Source organism: Microbacterium helvum, assembly GCF_014779795.1.
Lineage (GTDB): Bacteria > Actinomycetota > Actinomycetes > Actinomycetales > Microbacteriaceae > Microbacterium > Microbacterium helvum.
The window spans coordinates 125,173-140,456 of sequence record NZ_JACXZS010000007.1 but is presented as its reverse complement, the minus strand read 5'-3'; the positions used below and the strand labels follow the sequence as shown (position 1 = coordinate 140,456).

Below are 15,284 nucleotides of genomic sequence, written 5' to 3'. Positions count from 1 at the left end.
TTCCGGTCCTGAGAGGAACACGCATGACGACGTCTGAGATCGCGCCCGTCGCCGCGGGAGAGTCCGACCGCGCCTCGTTCCGCGCCGGGCCCGTCGACGAGGAGTCGCGCGAGCGACTGGCCGCGAACGGCCTGGAGTATCGCCGTGTCGCCGTGGACGGCGACGATTACGCCGACTGGCTCCAGTCCGCCGCGCGCGGCTTCCAGGACGGCGAACGGTCGCCTGAGCAGGTGGCCGCCTCGCGCGAGCGCAGTGGCTACCGCCGCGTGACGGGCGTCTACGACCCGCTGGCCCCCGTGGCGCAGGCGCCTGTCGCGACGATCGCGTCGTGGATCGGCGATCTCACGGTTCCCGGCGCGGCGGTGATCCCGTCGTGCGCGATCTCGTCGGTCACCGTCTCGCCGACGCACCGGCGCCGGGGCATCGCCCGCGCGATGCTCGAGGGCGAGCTGCGTGCCACCCGCGACGCGGGCGTGCCCGTGGCGATGCTCACGGTCAGCGAGTCGCCGCTGTACGGCCGCTACGGCTTCGCCCCCGCTGCGTCGGCGACGGCGTGGACGATCGAGACGAAGCGGGCGGCCTGGATCGGTCCTCGTCCGGCCGGGCGGGTGGACTTCATCCCCCGTGACCGCGTCCGCGAGCTCATGCCGGTGCTGCACGAGCGCGTCCGGCATCGCACGGCGGGCGAGATCGACATCGCGGGCAGCTTCTGGGACATGTTCGCCGGCACGAATCCCGCTGCCGAGCGGACGGGTGAGAAGCGCGCGATCCAGTACGCCGATGCGTCCGGTGAGGTCCGTGGCGCCGCCGTCTACGCCGTCCGCGAGAACGAGTCCGACTTCACGAAGGGCACCGTCAGCGTGCACCACCTCGTGGCAGAGACCGATGACGCGTACGCCGCGCTGTGGCGCTTCCTGCTCGAGCTCGACCTCGTCGCCGAGGTGCAGGCGCAGAACCTGTCGCTCGACGAGCCGCTGCTGTGGATGATCGCCGATCAGCGTGCGGCCAGGATCACTGTGCGCGACCACCAGTACGTGCGGATCATCGACGTCGCGGCCGCGCTCGAGACGCGTCGCTACGGCGCCGCCGGACGTCTGGTGCTGGAGGTGTCCGACCCGCTCGGCTTCGCCACGGGCACTTACGTCCTTGACGTCGACGCCTCGGGCGCCGGGCGCGTGCGCCGCGTCGACGAGGGCGAGTCGGTGGATGCCGTCGTCCTGTCGCTCGGGATCGCCGAGCTGTCGGCGACCTACCTCGGCGGGGTGTCGGTGGCGACGCTGGCGGCCGCGGGACGCGTGGACGTGCGGGATGCCGGCGGTGCGGCATCCACGCGGTCCGAGGCCGTGGCGACTGCGAGCAGCGTGCTCGGCTGGCACACGGCGCCGCGACTCAGCATCTGGTACTGAACGGGTCTCAGCGTCGGCGCAAGAAGCCGAACAGACCGCCGCCCGCTGCCTCGGCCTCGTGGCCGGGGCAGCGGCGCGAGGCCGGGACGCCGGCCAGAGCCTCTTCGACGTGCTGGCCGCAGCCCGCCCACGTCGCCTTGCCGCACGTGGAGCACGTGACCTGTCTGCACATGATGTTTCCTCTCGGTCGGGTCTCTCGCGGCCGTCAGGCCAGCGCGAGGAAGAGCTTCTCGAGCTCGTCGGTGGTGAGCCCTTCGGCGTTCGCGGCACCTTCGGGGTCGGCGACGCAGTCGCGCATCGCCGTCGAGACGATCGCGAAGCCGGCGCGGTCCAGGGCGCTCGTGACAGCGGCCAGCTGCGTGACGACGTCGCGGCAGGACGCATCGGATTCGACCGCGGCGATCACACCGGCCAGCTGGCCGTGAGCGCGCTTGAGCCGGTTGGCGATGCGCTTGCGGGTCGCCGCCTGTTCTTCGGGGGTGCCGGTGATCATCATGCGAGGACTCCTTCTGCGGTGAGGACGCGGTCGAGGTCTGCGCCGAACCACTGACGCAGGGTCTGGATGCCGCCGGACAGCGACGCCGAGTCGAAGCCGCCTGCGACGAGGATCCGGTGGGCGATGTTCGAGCGCACGCCCGCGGCGCACAGCACCCGGACCGGTCGGCCTGCGGCGGCCGCGCGCACCTCGTCGAGTCGCTCGCGCAACTGGGTGTGCGGGATGTTGAGCGCGTCGGGGATGTGCCCGCTGGCGAACTCCGCCGCCGAACGCACGTCGAGCACGAGGCTGTCTGACGCGATCTGCTCCAGATCGGCGGCGTACCACAGGCGCAGGCGGCCGTTCAGGACGTTCTCGGCGACCATGCCGACGAGGTTCACGGCGTCCTTGGCCTGGCCGTAGACCGGCGAGTAGGCCAGGTCCAGGTCGATGAGATCGGGCGCCGTCATCCCGCCGCGCATCGCCGTCGCGAGCACGTCGATGCGCTTGTCGACGCCGTCGGCGCCCACCGCCTGTGCGCCCAGCAGCCGGCCGTCGGCCGCGTCGACGTGCACGACGAGGTGCAGCGGCTCGGCGCCCGGGAAGTAGCCCGCGTGCTGGTTCGGGTGCAGATGGAGTGTGCGGTACGCGATGCCCGAGGCGTCCAGGGCCGCGCGGTTCGCGCCCGTCATCGCGGCCGTCAGTCCACCGATGCGGATGATCGCGGTGCTCGCCGCGGTCGGGATGGAGCGGGCACCGCTCATGCCGAAGATGTCGTCCGCGATGAGCCGTCCGGCGCGGTTGGCCGGTCCCGCGAGCGCGACGGGGCGTGCGGCGCCGGTGACGGCGTCGGTCGAGAGCGTCGCGTCGCCTGCGGCCCAGATGCCGTCCGCCGAGGTCCGGCCGTGCGCGTCGACGACGATCGCACCTCGGACCGTCGCGATGCCGGCGGCTGCGGCGAACGCGGTGTCGGGGCGGACGCCGACCGAGAGCACGACGAGGTCGGCGTCGATCGCGGTGCCGTCCGAGAGCACGACGGCTGCGGCATCCCTCCCGTCCTCGATGCGCTCGGCGGCGGCGCCGTCGTGCACGCCGATCCCGAGTCCCACGAGCTCGTCGCGCACGAGGGTCGCGAGCTCGCGCTCGAGCGGGGGCAGCACGTGCGCCGCGAGTTCCACGACGGCGACGTCCAGTCCGGCATCGCGCAGCGCTTCGGCCGCCTCGAGCCCGATGAACCCCGCGCCGAGCACGACGGCGCGGCGATCGCCCGCCGTGACCCGCTCGCGCAGGGCCACGGCGTCACCGACGGTGCGCAGGGTGTGCACGCGCGGCGAGTCGATCCCCTGGATCGGCGGCCGCAGCGCGGCGGTGCCCGGTGCGAGCACCAGTGCGTCGTACGACAGCGTGCCGATCCCGTCGGGCGCCTGCACGGTCACCGTCCGCGCGTCGGCATCGACGGCGAGCACCTCGTGGCGGGTGCGGACGTCGAGGTTGAGGGCGGCGCGCAGCGACTCCGGCGTGTGCAGCAGGAGCGACGACGCATCCGCGATCTCGCCGCTGACGTGATACGGCAGGCCGCAGTTGGCGAACGACACCTCGTCTCCGCGTTCGAGCACGACGATCTCGGCGGTCTCGTCATGACGGCGGGCTCGTGCCGCCGCGCTCATTCCGGCGGCCACTCCGCCCACGATCACGATCCTCATATCGCTCCTTCAGGTACCCCCGGGGGTATCGGGGTGCAGGCTCGACCATACCCCAGGGGGTATCGACGATCAAATCGCGGCCGGGTCGGCGCCGCTACGTCGCCTAGCCTGGAGGCGACATGGCACATCTTCTGGGGGCCGAGGCCCTGCACCTGGAGTTCCCGACCAAGGTCGTCTTCGACCGGGTCTCGCTCGGCATCGACGAGGGCGACCGCATCGGCGTCGTCGGCCGCAACGGCGACGGCAAGTCGAGCCTGCTGGCGATGCTGGCCGGAAGGCTCGAGCCCGACAGCGGGCGCGTGACGGTCCGCGGCGGCGTCCGTGTCGGCGTGCTCGATCAGGCCGACACCCTCGATGACACGCTGACCATCCGCGAAGCCGTCGTGGGCGACCGCCCCGAGCATGAGTGGGCGGGCGATGCGCGCACGCGCGACGTCATCGCCGGCCTGCTCGCCGACCTCGACTGGGACGGGCCGGTCGCGGGCCTGTCCGGCGGCCAGCGCCGACGCGTGTCGCTCGCCGCGCTGCTGGTCGGCGATCACGAGGTGCTGTTCCTCGACGAGCCGACCAACCATCTCGACGTCGAGGCGATCGCGTGGCTCGCCGAACACGTCAAGCGGCGGTGGCCCGCGAACCAGGGCGGCCTGCTCGTGGTGACGCACGACCGGTGGTTCCTCGACGAGGTGTGCAACACCACGTGGGAGGTCCACGACCGCATCGTCGAGCCCTTCGAGGGCGGCTACGCGGCGTACATCCTGCAGCGCGTCGAGCGCGACCGTCAGGCGGCCGTCATCGAGCAGCGCCGGCAGAACCTCGCCCGCAAAGAGCTCGCCTGGCTGCGCCGCGGCGCGCCGGCCCGCACGTCGAAGCCCAAGTTCCGCATCGACGCCGCCAATGTGCTGATCGCCGACGTACCCGAGATCCGCAACGCGACCGAATTGCGCTCGCTCGCGGTGTCCCGACTCGGCAAGGACGTCGTCGACCTGCTCGACGCCGCCGTCTCATACGGCGACCGTGAGGTGCTGCACCCCGTGGAATGGCGCATCGCGCCGGGGGAGCGCACCGGGATCCTCGGCGTCAACGGCGCCGGCAAGTCCACCCTCCTGGGACTGGTGTCGGGCGATGTGGAACCCACCGCGGGCCGCGTCAAGCGTGGCAAGACCGTCAAGGTCGCCACGCTCACGCAGCGCCTCGACGAGCTCGAAGAGCACCTCGACGACCCGGTGCGCGTCGTCATCTCGCGGCTGCGCACCACGTACACGTTCGGCAGCGGCTCGAAGGCGCAGGAGCTCACGCCCGGGCAGCTGCTGGAGAGCATGGGCTTCCAGAGCGCCCAGCTCTCGACACCGGTGAAGGACCTCTCCGGCGGTCAGAAGCGCCGCCTGCAGCTGCTGCTGATCCTCCTCGAGCAGCCCAACGTGCTGATCCTCGACGAGCCCACGAACGATCTCGACACCGACATGCTCGCCGCCATCGAGGACCTGCTCGACTCCTGGCCGGGCACCCTGCTCGTCGTCTCGCACGACCGGTACTTCATCGAGCGCGTCACCGATCAGCAGTACGCGATCCTTGACGGGCACCTGCGCCATCTTCCCGGCGGTGTCGACGAGTACCTGCGACTGCGGGCGAGGTCGCTGGCGGACAAGACGGCGGGGTCGTCGAGCGAGGCGAACGGGGATGCCGGGCGCCCGGCATCCCCCGCGCCTTCGCTGTCGGGCGCCGAGCTGCGCGCTGCGCAGAAGGAGGTGGGCGCCCTCGAGCGACGGCTGGAGAAGCTGGAGTCGCAGATCGATGCCGCGCGCACCGCGCTCGCCGACCACGATCAGTCCGACTACGTCGGCCTGGGCGCGGAGATGTCGCGCATCGCCGAGCTGGAGAAGGAGCGCGACGGCGTCGAAGAGCGCTGGTTCGAGCTCACCGAGCAGATCGGCTGATTCGCACGTGGCCGTGCGCGTCGTGTGCTGGGACTGGAACGGCACGCTGCTCGACGATGTCGAACGGTGCCTGCGCGTGATGAACGCGGTGCTCGCAGAGTTCGGGCGGCCGGTGATCGCCGATGTCGACGCGTACCGCGCGGTGTTCCGCTTTCCGCTGGACAGGTTCTATGCCGACGTCGGCATAGAGGCGTCGCAGTATCGTTCCGCAGCCGGGCGGTATCTCGAGCTGCTCGAGGCGGACGCGACCGATGTGGCGCTTCATGCGGACGCTCAGGCGACGATCGACGCGCTCCGCGCCCGCGGGATCGCTCAGGTGCTCGCATCGGCCACCCGCGCACCGCTGCTGGCGGCGCAGCTGCGGCCGCACGACATCGCGCACTCGTTCGACGCCGTCCTCAGCATCACCGATGCCTATCAAGCCTCGAAGCGGGACGTCATCGCGACGTGGCTTGCGGACTCGCGCTACGACGCCGAGGAGGTGCTGCTCATCGGCGACACCAACCACGACCACGAGATCGCCGACGAGCTCGGCGCGCGCTTCGTGCACTTCGACAATGGCCACCAGGCGCTGCCGCACGGCTCGGCGCGGGTGCGGATCGGCGCCCTCGGTGAGCTGCTGACCGTGGTCGATGGCTGAGGGCGACGCTGACGTGACCAACGCTTAGCCATTGCGCTAACTGTTCCAACGTCGCATACTTATCCGTATGGCTAAGCATGAGGCGCTCGACGCGGTGTTCGTGGCGCTCGCCGATCCGACCAGACGCGCGGTGATCCGCCGTCTCGGCGAGGGGCCGGCGAGCGTGAGCGAGCTGGCCCGGCCCTTCGCGATCGCCCTGCCATCGTTCCTCAAGCACGTGCGGATGCTGGAGTCGTCCGGGTTGGTGCGTACCGCGAAATCGGGTCGCGTGCGCATGTGCATCCTAGACCGCGAACGGCTCGCCGTCGTGGACGGGTGGCTCGACGAGCAGCGACGCGTGTGGGAGGGCCGCACCGACCGTCTGTCCGCCTTCGTCACCGACCCGCAGGAGCAGTCATGACCGACATCGATCCCCGTCTCGATCTCACCCTCGACCGCGTGATCCGTGCGCCGCGCGACGTCGTGTGGCAAGCCTGGACCGACCCGGCCCAGGTGGCGCAGTGGTGGGTGCCGGCGCCGACGATCGCCCGCGTCGAGCAGCTGGACGTCCGCCCCGGCGGCGCCTTCGTCACGAGCATGAGCGACGACGGTGAGGAGTTCGTACCGCACACCGACGGCGTATTCCTCGTCGTCGACGACGGTGCCCGGCTGGTGTTCACGAATGCGATCGACAGCAGCTGGCACCCCGCCTCGCCTGCGCCTGTCGCGCTGACCGCCGAGATCGTGTTCGCCGAGCATCCCGACGGCACGGACTACCGGGTCGTCGTGCGGCATGCCGACCCTGGGACGCGCGACCGTCATGAGGAGCTCGGATTCTTCGACGGCTGGGGTGCCGTGACCGAGGCGCTCGCGGCGCTCGCCGAGAGCCGCGCGGCCTGAGCCGGCGGTTCCGAGGGCTCAGGCGCCGGCCGCGTCGAAGCCGAGGCTCAGTTTTCGCAGCAGGGCTGCCAGCCGGTCGCGGTCGGCGCGCGACAGCGACTCGAGAAGCATCGCCTCGGCGTCGACGAGACGCGTGATCGCGGCATCCACTCTGATCTGCCCCTCGTCGGTGAGCGTCACCAGCACGCTGCGGCCGTCGGCGGGATCGGCCTCGCGGCGCACGAGCCGGCGGCCCACCAGCCGGTCGATCCGGTTGGTCATCGTGCCGCTGGAGACGAGCGTCTGCTGCAGCAGCTGCTTCGGGCTCAGCTGGAAGGGCTCGCCGGCGCGACGCAGCGCCGACAGCACATCCCACTCCCACGGCTCGAGGTCGCTCCGGCGGAACGCGTCGCGCCGCGCACGGTCGAGGTGCCGCGAGAGCCGGTCGACCCGAGACAGCACGCCCAGCGGCGAGAAGTCGAGATCGGGGCGCTGGGCGACCCAGGCCTCCACGATGCGATCCACCTCGTCGCTCTGCGCCGTCATCCCCCCATTATCGCGAGCCCCGGCCACACCCCCCTTCCCGATTCTGTCGACAACGCGGTTTCTCGCCGAGACACCCCGCTGTCGCCGTCGACAACGGGGCTCCTCGACGAGAAACCGCGATGTCGACGCTCCAGGTGGGGAGAGGCCGAGGTCGGCGGAGGGGCGGGGGCGAGGGCGGGGCGGCGAGGGTGGGGGCGGGCACGTCGCGAGCGGATGCCGCGGCCCGCGTGTCTGGCAGACTTGACGGGTGGGCTCCGGCGACCGGGGGCCGCGTTCCGCCGTAGTGTAACGGCAGCACGACAGCCTTTGGAGCTGTGAGGTTCAGGTTCGAATCCTGGCGGCGGAGCATGACAGACACGACCCGCGATCCGTCGCTCGCCGTCATCGTCCTCGCCGCAGGCCAGGGCACGCGCATGAAGTCGTCGCTGCCCAAGATGCTCCATCGCATCGGCGGCCGACCGCTCGTGGGCCACGTGCTGACCGCTGCGGCCCTGCTCACCCCCGAGCGCACGCTCGTCGTGGTGCGCCACGAGCGCGACCTGGTGGCCGATGCCGTCGCCGAGATCGCTCCCGAGGCCGACATCGTCGACCAGGACGAGATCCCCGGCACCGGACGCGCGGTCGAAGTCGCGCTGGATCGGCTCGCCGGGTTCGAGGGCGACGTGCTGGTGCTCTCGGGCGACACTCCGCTGGTGGATGCCGTCACGCTGGCGTCGCTCGTCGACGCCCACCGCGCGGCCGACGCCGCGGTGACGCTCATGACCGCCGTCGTCGACGACGCGAACGGCTACGGCCGGATCATCCGCGACGAGGGCGGCGCCGTCGCGCGCATCGTCGAGCAGAAGGACGCCGACGAGGCCGAGCGCGCCGTCCGCGAGATCAACGCGGGCATGTACGTGTTCCGCGCCGAGACGCTCCGCACCCACCTGCCCGCGATCGGCACCGACAACGCGCAGGCCGAGAAGTACCTCACCGACGTCGCGGGGCTCGTCCGGCAGGAGGGCGGGCGGGTGGCAGCATCCATCGTCGACGACGTCACCGTCACCTTCGGGGTCAACGACCGCGTGCAGCTGGCCGAGGTCGCCCGTCTGCTCAACGCCCGCACCGTGCGCCACTGGCAGCTGGAGGGCGTGACCGTGCTCGACCCCGCCACGACGTGGATCGACGTGGACGCGACGCTCGCCCCCGACGTGACGGTGCTGCCCAACACGCACATCCTGCGGGCGACCACGATCGCCACGGGCGCGGTCGTCGGGCCCGATACGAGTCTCGTCGACTGCGAGGTGGGCGAGGATGCGACGATCACGCGCACCGACGCGACGCTCGCCGTGTTCGGCGCGAAGGCCACCGTCGGCCCGTTCGCGTACGTGCGGCCGGGCACGTACCTGGGCGACAAGGGCAAGATCGGCACCTTTGTCGAGATCAAGAACTCGACCATCGGCGAGAGCAGCAAGGTGCCGCACCTGTCGTACATCGGAGACACCACGATCGGCCGTCACGTCAACCTCGGCGCCGGCGCCATCACGGCGAACTACGACGACCTGACCAAGCACCGCACCGAGATCGGCGACGAGGTCCACTCCGGGTCGCACAACGTCTTCGTGGCGCCCGTTAGGATCGGAGACGGCGCGAAGACCGGGGCCGGGGCGGTCATCCGCAAGGATGTGCCCGCCGGTGCACTCGCTCTCAGCGTCGCCCCTCAGCGCAACGTCGAGGGGTGGGTCGAGAAGAACAGACCGGGTACCGGGGCGGCGGATGTCGCCGCCAAGGCCCGCAGCGCACAGAAGGCGGACGATGGCGCGCAAGAAGAAGACCGTTGAGCTCGACCGGGCGAATGACATCGCCCCCGGATTGGTCGCGAAGACCAAGAAGCGCCTCGTCGTGGCACGCGGCAGCTCTCATCCCGAGCTCGCGGCGCAGGTCGCCGAGCAGCTGAGCACCGAGCTGGTCCCGACCGAGTACCGCACGTTCGCGTCGGGAGAGATCCTCACGCGGTTCGAGGTCTCGATCCGCGGGTGCGACCTGTTCCTGATCCAGAGCTTCGGGCCGCCGGTCAACGAGTGGATGATGGAGACGCTCATCATGCTCGACGCCGCCAAGCGCGCGTCGGCCAAGCGGATCACCGTCGTCGCCCCGTACTTCCCGTACTCGCGTCAGGACAAGAAGGGCCGCGGCCGCGAGCCCATCAGCGCGCGCCTGGTCGCCGATCTCTTCAAGACCGCCGGTGCCGACCGCGTCATGAGCGTCGACCTGCACGCCGCGCAGATCCAGGGCTTCTTCGACGGCCCCGTCGACCACCTGTTCGCGAAGCCGGTGCTGCTGGAGTACTTCGAGAACACGCTCAGCGCCGAGGACCGCGCGCGCCTCACCGTCGTGTCGCCCGACACTGGCCGCGTGCGCGTCGCCGACCAGTGGTCCGACAGCCTGGGCGCGCCGCTCGCGATCATCCACAAGCGCCGCGACCCGAACGTCGCGAACCAGGTCACGGTGAACGAGATCGTCGGCGCCGTCGACGGCCGCGTCTGCCTGCTCGTCGACGACATGATCGACACGGGCGGCACGATCGTGAAGGCCGCAGAGGCGCTCAAGGCCAACGGCGCCGTCAAGGTGATCGTGGCGGCGACGCACGCGATCTTCAGCGATCCCGCTGCCACGCGACTGCAGAGCCCCGCCATCGACGAGGTCGTCGTGACCGACACGGTGCCGATCCCCGACGAGAAGCGCTTCCCGACGCTTACGATTCTGCCTATCGCCCCCTTGCTCGCCCGCGCGATCCACGAGGTGTTCGAGGACGGCTCCGTCACCAGCATGTTCGACGGGGCCGCCTGAGGCCACTGCGGAACGGGTGACGACCGGCGGCGACACACGGATGGAGCATCGATGTCGCAGCCGCTGGACTCTGCACGAACTGACGGGGCACCGCTGACCGAGGCGCGCCTGACCGTGCCTCGCCCGTGGGCGCTGGAGACGGGAGCCGTGCTGTCGCACCTCGCGACCGGTGCGCGCGGCCTCGACGCGGCCGATGCCGCGGCCCGCCTGGCGGTCGCCGGGCCGAACGAGCTGCCCGAGCCCGAGCGCAAGCCCGCGGTCGTGCGGTTCCTGGCGCACTTCAACGACACGCTCATCTACATCCTGCTGGCCGCCGCGGTCATCAAGGCGCTGATGGGGGACTGGCTCGACTTCTGGGTCATCATGGCGGTCGCGATCATCAATGCGGTGATCGGCTTCATCCAGGAGGGCAGGGCCGAGAAGGCGCTCGCCGGGATCCGCGGGATGCTGTCGTCAGATGCCACGGTGCGCCGCGACGGCGCGTGGGTCACGGTGCCCTCCGCCGACCTCGTCCCCGGCGACGTGGTACGACTCATGCCGGGCGACAAGGTGCCCGCCGACCTGCGGCTGATGCAGGCGTCGCGACTGCGCATCGACGAGGCGGCGCTCACGGGCGAGTCGGTTCCCTCGTCGAAGGAGGTCGGTCCGGTGCCCGTCGAGGCGGGCGTCGGCGACCGCGGCTCGATGGCGTTCTCGGGCACGATCGTGAGCGCCGGCCAGGGGCAGGGTGTCGTCACCGCGACCGGCGTCACGACCGAGATCGGCCGCATCCAGGCCCTCTCCGACGAAGCGGGGTCGCTCGCCACGCCGCTCACGCGTCAGCTCGACGGCTTCGGCCGGGTGCTCACCGTCGTGATCCTCGGGATGGCGGCCGTCATGCTGATGATCGGACGCTTCCTTCACGGGATGCCGTACGACGAGCTGATCTCGGCGGCCATCGGCTTCGCGGTCGCGGCGATCCCCGAGGGCCTTCCTGCTCTCGTCACGATCACGCTCGCGATCGGCGTGCAGCAGATGGCGCGCCGCAATGCGATCACGCGCAAGCTCCCCGCCGTCGAGGCGCTCGGATCGGTGACCACCGTGTGCTCCGACAAGACCGGCACGCTGACGAAGAACGAGATGACCGTGCGCAGCATCGTGACTCCGGTCGCCGCGTACGAGGTGTCGGGCCTCGGGTACTCGCCGGACGGCGCGATCCGCGCGACCGGCGGAGCCGACGTCGCGCGCGGCACCGGCGACCTCGCCGCGATCCTGTCGGTCGCGACGCTGTGCAACGACGCGCACATCGTGCAGGACGACGGCGGAGCCTGGACACTCGTCGGCGAGCCGACCGAGGGCGCCCTCAAGGTGGCGGCGATGAAGGGCGGGGTGGGCTCGGCCGGCGGCCGCCGCGTCGCCGTGATCCCGTTCGACTCGGCGCACAAGCTCATGGCGACGCTCAACGAGGCGGCGCGCACCGGCGGCGCCGACGGGGAGGTGTCGCGCGCGATCCTCGTCAAGGGCGCACCCGACCGGCTGCTGGAACGCTCGCTCACGCAGCGCGGCGCCGACGGGTCGGAACCGCTCGATCTCGCGCGGTGGGACGCGGTGCTCACCGAGCTCAGCGGGCAGGGGCTGCGAGTCCTCGCGGCGGCGCGCAAGCCCGTGCGCGCCACCACCGACGAGTTCGCGCTCGACGACCTCGTGGACCTGGAGTTCCTCGGCCTCTGGGGAATCGTCGATCCGCCGCGCCCGGAGGCGATCGAGGCGATCGCGGACTGCCACGCGGCCGGTATCGGCGTGAAGATGATCACGGGCGACCACGCCGGCACCGCGCTGGCCATCGCGAACGAGATGGGGCTCGCCGGCCCCGATGCGACGGTGCTCACCGGAGCCGAGCTCGAAGCGCTCAGCCAGGAGCAGCTGCGCGAGGTCGTGCGCGAGGTCGACGTGTACGCGCGCACCAGTCCCGAGCACAAGATCCGCATCGTCCGGGCGCTGCAGTCGCACGGCGAAGTCGTCGCGATGACCGGCGACGGCGTCAACGACGCGCCTGCGCTCACGCGTGCGGACGTCGGCATCGCGATGGGCATCAAGGGCACCGAGGCGACCAAGGAGGCCGCGGAGTTCGTCCTCGCCGACGACAACTTCGCGACGATCCGCAGCGCGATCGCCGAGGGGCGGCGCATCTACGACAACCTGCGCAAGTCGATCGTCTTCCTGCTGCCCACCAACGGGGCGCAGTCCCTGGTGATCCTCGTCGCCGTCGTGTTCGGCCTCGCACTGCCGGTCACGAGCGTGCAGGTGCTGTGGGTCAACATGATCACCGCTGTGACCCTGTCGCTCGCCCTCGCGTACGAGCCCGCCGAGCGGGGCATCATGCGGCGGCCGCCGCGCGCGAGCGGCGGCCCGATCGTCGACCGCGGCGAGCTCGGCTTCGTGATCGTGGTGTCTCTGCTGATCGGCGGAGCGACGATGGGCGTCTTCTACGGCGTCACCGCCGCCGGAGTGGACGTGGCGACCGCCCGCACCGAGGCCGTCCTGATGCTCGCCTTCGGACAGCTGGCCTATCTGTTCAACTGCCGGTTCCTGACGCGCTCCAGCCTCACCGTCGACGTGCTGCGCGGCAACCGCGTCGTGTGGTGGTCGGCGCTCGCCCTCGTCGTACTGCAGCTGATCTACACGTACGCCCCGTTCATGAACCTGCTGTTCGACTCGCGGCCCCTGCCGGCGGCATCCTGGATCCTTCCCCTCGCCGTGTCGATCGCGATCTTCTTCGCGGTCGAGGCGCTCAAGGCGGTGCGGCGGCGTTCATCTGCTTCTGCGGGTGCGCTCAAAGGCGGCTCATAGGACCGGTTGCGAGGATGCCTGCGGGCGCATACATCTCGCCCGGACGCTCACGAGCCAGGAGGACCACCATGATCCGCACCGCACTCGCTTCACATCCCGTCCGCGTCACCGCCGCCTTCGGTGCGGCCGCAGGCATCGTCCTGCTCGCGGGCTGCGCGCCGGCGGCGTCCGAGGCCGAAGAGCCTGCGACGGGCGCGACCTCGTCCGGCGACACGAGCGACACCGGCGACACCGCGGGCGACGGCTCGACCGGCACCGGCTCGACGGGGTCGACCGGGTCGTACGCAGACGGCACCTACACCGCCGAGGGCACGTACGCGACGCCGGAGTCGGTCGAGACGATCTCGGTCACCGTGACGCTGCAGGGTGACGTCGTCACCGACGTCGAGGTCACCGGCAACCCGCAGAAGCGGGAGTCCGAGGAGTACCAGGGCAAGTTCATCGGCGGCATCGCCGCGGTGGTCGTCGGGCAGGACATCGACGAGCTGCAGGTGAGCCGCGTAGCCGGTTCGTCGCTCACCAGCGACGGCTTCAACAAGGCGATCGAGACCATCAAGTCCGAGGCGGCGAGCTGATCATGGCCGCGTCGGCGCCGTGGCGCTTCGACGCGATCGGCACGACGTGGGAGATCGCGACCGCCGAACCCCTCCGAGACGCGACCCGAGACGCGGTGTGCGCCGTGATCGACGGCTTCGACCGGGGATGGTCGCGGTTCCGGGCCGATTCTGTCGTGTGCGCTCTCGCGCGCGGCGGAGGCTCTGTGCCGGCCCCGCCGGACGCCGCGCTCATGCTCGACGCCTTCGTGACGCTGGACGAGGCCACCGACGGGGCGGTCAATCCGCTGGTCGCGGCATCCCTCGACTCACTCGGCTACGACGCGGCGTATTCGCTCCGCGACCGCGGCGCGCTCGCCGCCCCCGCGGCGTGGCGTGAGCTGGTCACGTGGACCGACGACACCCTCGCGCTCGCCCTGCCGGCGACGATCGACGTGGGAGCCCTCGGCAAGGGACGACTCGTGGACCTCGTGCTCGATGTCGTCCGCGACGCCGTCGACGGCGATGTCGTCGTCGACGCGAGTGGCGATCTCGCCGTGCGCGGGCGTGCCGAGCGCGTCGGGCTGGAGCATCCGTTCGACCCCCGGCGCGCCATCGGCGTGTGGGAGGTGAAGGATGCCGCACTGTGCGCCTCGGCGACGGGCCGGCGTTCCTGGCCCTCGGCGTCGGGCGGCACGCTTCATCACGTGATCGATGCGCGCACCGGTCAGCCGGTGCGGACGTATGCCGCGACCTGGGCGGTGGCCGCCGACGCGATGACGGCGGACGCCGTGGCCACCGCGCTGTTCTTCGACGGCGGGCCCCGGCTCGCGCACGAGTGGGGCGCCGAATGGGTGCGCATGACGACCGACGGCCGCGTCGAGTGGTCGCCCGGCTGCCGGGCCGACCTGTTCGTCGGTGCGGACCGCGGTGCCCGACGGACCGTGCCCGCTCCGCGACCGAATAGCCTGGAACGGTGACCGAGCCCTCCTCCGGACACGTCGTCGCGGTCTCGCGCGACGACGCGCATCGCTTCAGCAAGCCCACGCGCGAGAGCATCACCCTGATCGCCGGGCTCGGCGTCGAGGGGGATGCCCACGCCGGCGTCACCGTGCAGCACCTCTCGCGCGTCAGACGGGACCCGACGACGCCGAACCTGCGGCAGGTGCACCTCATCCACGCCGAGCTGTTCGACGACATGGCCGCGCGCGGACACGTCGTGACGCCCGGCGCCCTGGGCGAGAACATCACGACGACGGGCGTCGACCTGCTGGGGCTGTCTCGCGGCACGCGCCTGCACCTCGGCGACGAGGCGGTGATCGAGATCACCGGCCTGCGCAACCCGTGCGCCCAGATCAACGGCATCTCGGAAGGACTCATGAAAGAGCTGGTCTATGTCGACGACGCGGGCGACACCGTGCGCCTCGCGGGCGTCATGTCGGTCGTCCTCACCGGGGGCACAGTCCGGCCGGGCGACGGCATCCGCGTCACTGCGCCGGCCGGCCGTCACGAGCCCCTGCAGCCGGTGTGA

At 71.2% G+C, this 15,284-nt stretch carries 15 protein-coding genes and 1 tRNA gene; 12 read left to right on the top strand and 4 right to left on the bottom strand.

Annotated features, from left to right (window positions below; genetic code table 11):
• The first annotated feature begins 23 nt into the window (after nt 1–23).
• On the top strand, nt 24–1,406 hold the full coding sequence (locus tag IF188_RS12050; RefSeq protein WP_191172049.1) for a GNAT family N-acetyltransferase: 1,383 nt from the start codon (nt 24–26) through the stop codon (nt 1,404–1,406).
• Between the two features lie 7 nt (nt 1,407–1,413).
• Here the strand turns inward: IF188_RS12050 and IF188_RS12045 are convergent, their stop codons facing one another.
• Genes IF188_RS12045 through IF188_RS12035 form a run of 3 tightly spaced genes read right to left on the bottom strand, consistent with a single transcriptional unit; the run spans nt 1,414 to nt 3,584 of the window.
• The gene (locus tag IF188_RS12045) at nt 1,414–1,578 is read right to left on the bottom strand and encodes a hypothetical protein (RefSeq protein ID WP_191172048.1); all 165 of its coding nucleotides are present in this window, start codon (nt 1,576–1,578) and stop codon (nt 1,414–1,416) included.
• Between the two features lie 33 nt (nt 1,579–1,611).
• A complete protein-coding gene (locus IF188_RS12040) occupies nt 1,612–1,902 on the bottom strand; it encodes a metal-sensitive transcriptional regulator (RefSeq protein WP_191172047.1) in 291 nt (96 codons plus the stop codon).
• The gene (locus IF188_RS12035; protein WP_191172046.1) at nt 1,899–3,584 is read right to left on the bottom strand and encodes an FAD-dependent oxidoreductase; all 1,686 of its coding nucleotides are present in this window, start codon (nt 3,582–3,584) and stop codon (nt 1,899–1,901) included. The genes IF188_RS12040 and IF188_RS12035 overlap by 4 nt, the downstream gene beginning before the upstream one ends.
• Nucleotides 3,585–3,703: 119 nt before the next feature.
• Between IF188_RS12035 and IF188_RS12030 the strand changes: the two genes are divergently transcribed.
• From IF188_RS12030 to IF188_RS12015, 4 genes are all read left to right on the top strand, one after another.
• On the top strand, nt 3,704–5,518 hold the full coding sequence (locus IF188_RS12030) for an ABC-F family ATP-binding cassette domain-containing protein (RefSeq protein ID WP_191172045.1): 1,815 nt from the start codon (nt 3,704–3,706) through the stop codon (nt 5,516–5,518).
• A 7-nt stretch (nt 5,519–5,525) separates the two neighbouring features.
• On the top strand, nt 5,526–6,158 hold the full coding sequence (locus tag IF188_RS12025; RefSeq protein WP_191172044.1) for an HAD family hydrolase: 633 nt from the start codon (nt 5,526–5,528) through the stop codon (nt 6,156–6,158).
• Nucleotides 6,159–6,225: 67 nt separating this feature from the next.
• Nucleotides 6,226–6,558 (top strand): ArsR/SmtB family transcription factor, encoded by a 333-nt coding sequence (locus IF188_RS12020; protein WP_191172043.1) that lies wholly within the window; start codon nt 6,226–6,228, stop codon nt 6,556–6,558.
• The gene (locus IF188_RS12015) at nt 6,555–7,037 is read left to right on the top strand and encodes an SRPBCC domain-containing protein (RefSeq protein WP_191172042.1); all 483 of its coding nucleotides are present in this window, start codon (nt 6,555–6,557) and stop codon (nt 7,035–7,037) included. The genes IF188_RS12020 and IF188_RS12015 overlap by 4 nt, the downstream gene beginning before the upstream one ends.
• Nucleotides 7,038–7,055: 18 nt before the next feature.
• Here the strand turns inward: IF188_RS12015 and IF188_RS12010 are convergent, their stop codons facing one another.
• A complete protein-coding gene (locus IF188_RS12010) occupies nt 7,056–7,562 on the bottom strand; it encodes a MarR family winged helix-turn-helix transcriptional regulator (protein WP_191172041.1) in 507 nt (168 codons plus the stop codon).
• A gap of 274 nt (nt 7,563–7,836) precedes the next feature.
• Between IF188_RS12010 and IF188_RS12005 the strand changes: the two genes are divergently transcribed.
• From IF188_RS12005 to IF188_RS11975, 7 genes are all read left to right on the top strand, one after another.
• Nucleotides 7,837–7,908, top strand: a tRNA-Gln gene (locus tag IF188_RS12005).
• A 1-nt stretch (nt 7,909) separates the two neighbouring features.
• The gene (glmU, locus tag IF188_RS12000) at nt 7,910–9,382 is read left to right on the top strand and encodes a bifunctional UDP-N-acetylglucosamine diphosphorylase/glucosamine-1-phosphate N-acetyltransferase GlmU (protein ID WP_191172040.1); all 1,473 of its coding nucleotides are present in this window, start codon (nt 7,910–7,912) and stop codon (nt 9,380–9,382) included.
• Complete coding sequence (locus tag IF188_RS11995; protein ID WP_191172039.1) at nt 9,357–10,391, top strand: ribose-phosphate diphosphokinase; 1,035 nt, start codon at nt 9,357–9,359, stop codon at nt 10,389–10,391. The genes glmU and IF188_RS11995 overlap by 26 nt, the downstream gene beginning before the upstream one ends.
• Before the next feature lie 51 nt (nt 10,392–10,442).
• The gene (locus IF188_RS11990) at nt 10,443–13,220 is read left to right on the top strand and encodes an HAD-IC family P-type ATPase (protein WP_224751788.1); all 2,778 of its coding nucleotides are present in this window, start codon (nt 10,443–10,445) and stop codon (nt 13,218–13,220) included.
• Between the two features lie 68 nt (nt 13,221–13,288).
• A complete protein-coding gene (locus IF188_RS11985) occupies nt 13,289–13,795 on the top strand; it encodes an FMN-binding protein (protein WP_191172038.1) in 507 nt (168 codons plus the stop codon).
• A 2-nt stretch (nt 13,796–13,797) separates the two neighbouring features.
• Complete coding sequence (locus tag IF188_RS11980) at nt 13,798–14,733, top strand: FAD:protein FMN transferase (RefSeq protein WP_191172037.1); 936 nt, start codon at nt 13,798–13,800, stop codon at nt 14,731–14,733.
• Nucleotides 14,730–15,284, top strand: coding sequence for an MOSC domain-containing protein (locus IF188_RS11975; protein WP_191172036.1), 555 nt, complete (start codon nt 14,730–14,732; stop codon nt 15,282–15,284). The genes IF188_RS11980 and IF188_RS11975 overlap by 4 nt, the downstream gene beginning before the upstream one ends.

Coding starts and splice junctions, on each gene's coding strand:
- IF188_RS12020 (WP_191172043.1), top strand. CDS start 6,226: ATGGCTAAGCATGAGGCGCTCGACGCGGTGTTCGTGGCGCTCGCCGAT.
- IF188_RS12040 (WP_191172047.1), bottom strand. CDS start 1,902: ATGATGATCACCGGCACCCCCGAAGAACAGGCGGCGACCCGCAAGCGC.
- IF188_RS12015 (WP_191172042.1), top strand. CDS start 6,555: ATGACCGACATCGATCCCCGTCTCGATCTCACCCTCGACCGCGTGATC.
- IF188_RS11980 (WP_191172037.1), top strand. CDS start 13,798: ATGGCCGCGTCGGCGCCGTGGCGCTTCGACGCGATCGGCACGACGTGG.
- IF188_RS12045 (WP_191172048.1), bottom strand. CDS start 1,578: ATGTGCAGACAGGTCACGTGCTCCACGTGCGGCAAGGCGACGTGGGCG.
- IF188_RS12030 (WP_191172045.1), top strand. CDS start 3,704: ATGGCACATCTTCTGGGGGCCGAGGCCCTGCACCTGGAGTTCCCGACC.
- IF188_RS12010 (WP_191172041.1), bottom strand. CDS start 7,562: ATGACGGCGCAGAGCGACGAGGTGGATCGCATCGTGGAGGCCTGGGTC.
- IF188_RS12050 (WP_191172049.1), top strand. CDS start 24: ATGACGACGTCTGAGATCGCGCCCGTCGCCGCGGGAGAGTCCGACCGC.
- glmU (WP_191172040.1), top strand. CDS start 7,910: ATGACAGACACGACCCGCGATCCGTCGCTCGCCGTCATCGTCCTCGCC.
- IF188_RS12035 (WP_191172046.1), bottom strand. CDS start 3,584: ATGAGGATCGTGATCGTGGGCGGAGTGGCCGCCGGAATGAGCGCGGCG.
- IF188_RS11985 (WP_191172038.1), top strand. CDS start 13,289: ATGATCCGCACCGCACTCGCTTCACATCCCGTCCGCGTCACCGCCGCC.
- IF188_RS11995 (WP_191172039.1), top strand. CDS start 9,357: ATGGCGCGCAAGAAGAAGACCGTTGAGCTCGACCGGGCGAATGACATC.
- IF188_RS11990 (WP_224751788.1), top strand. CDS start 10,443: ATGTCGCAGCCGCTGGACTCTGCACGAACTGACGGGGCACCGCTGACC.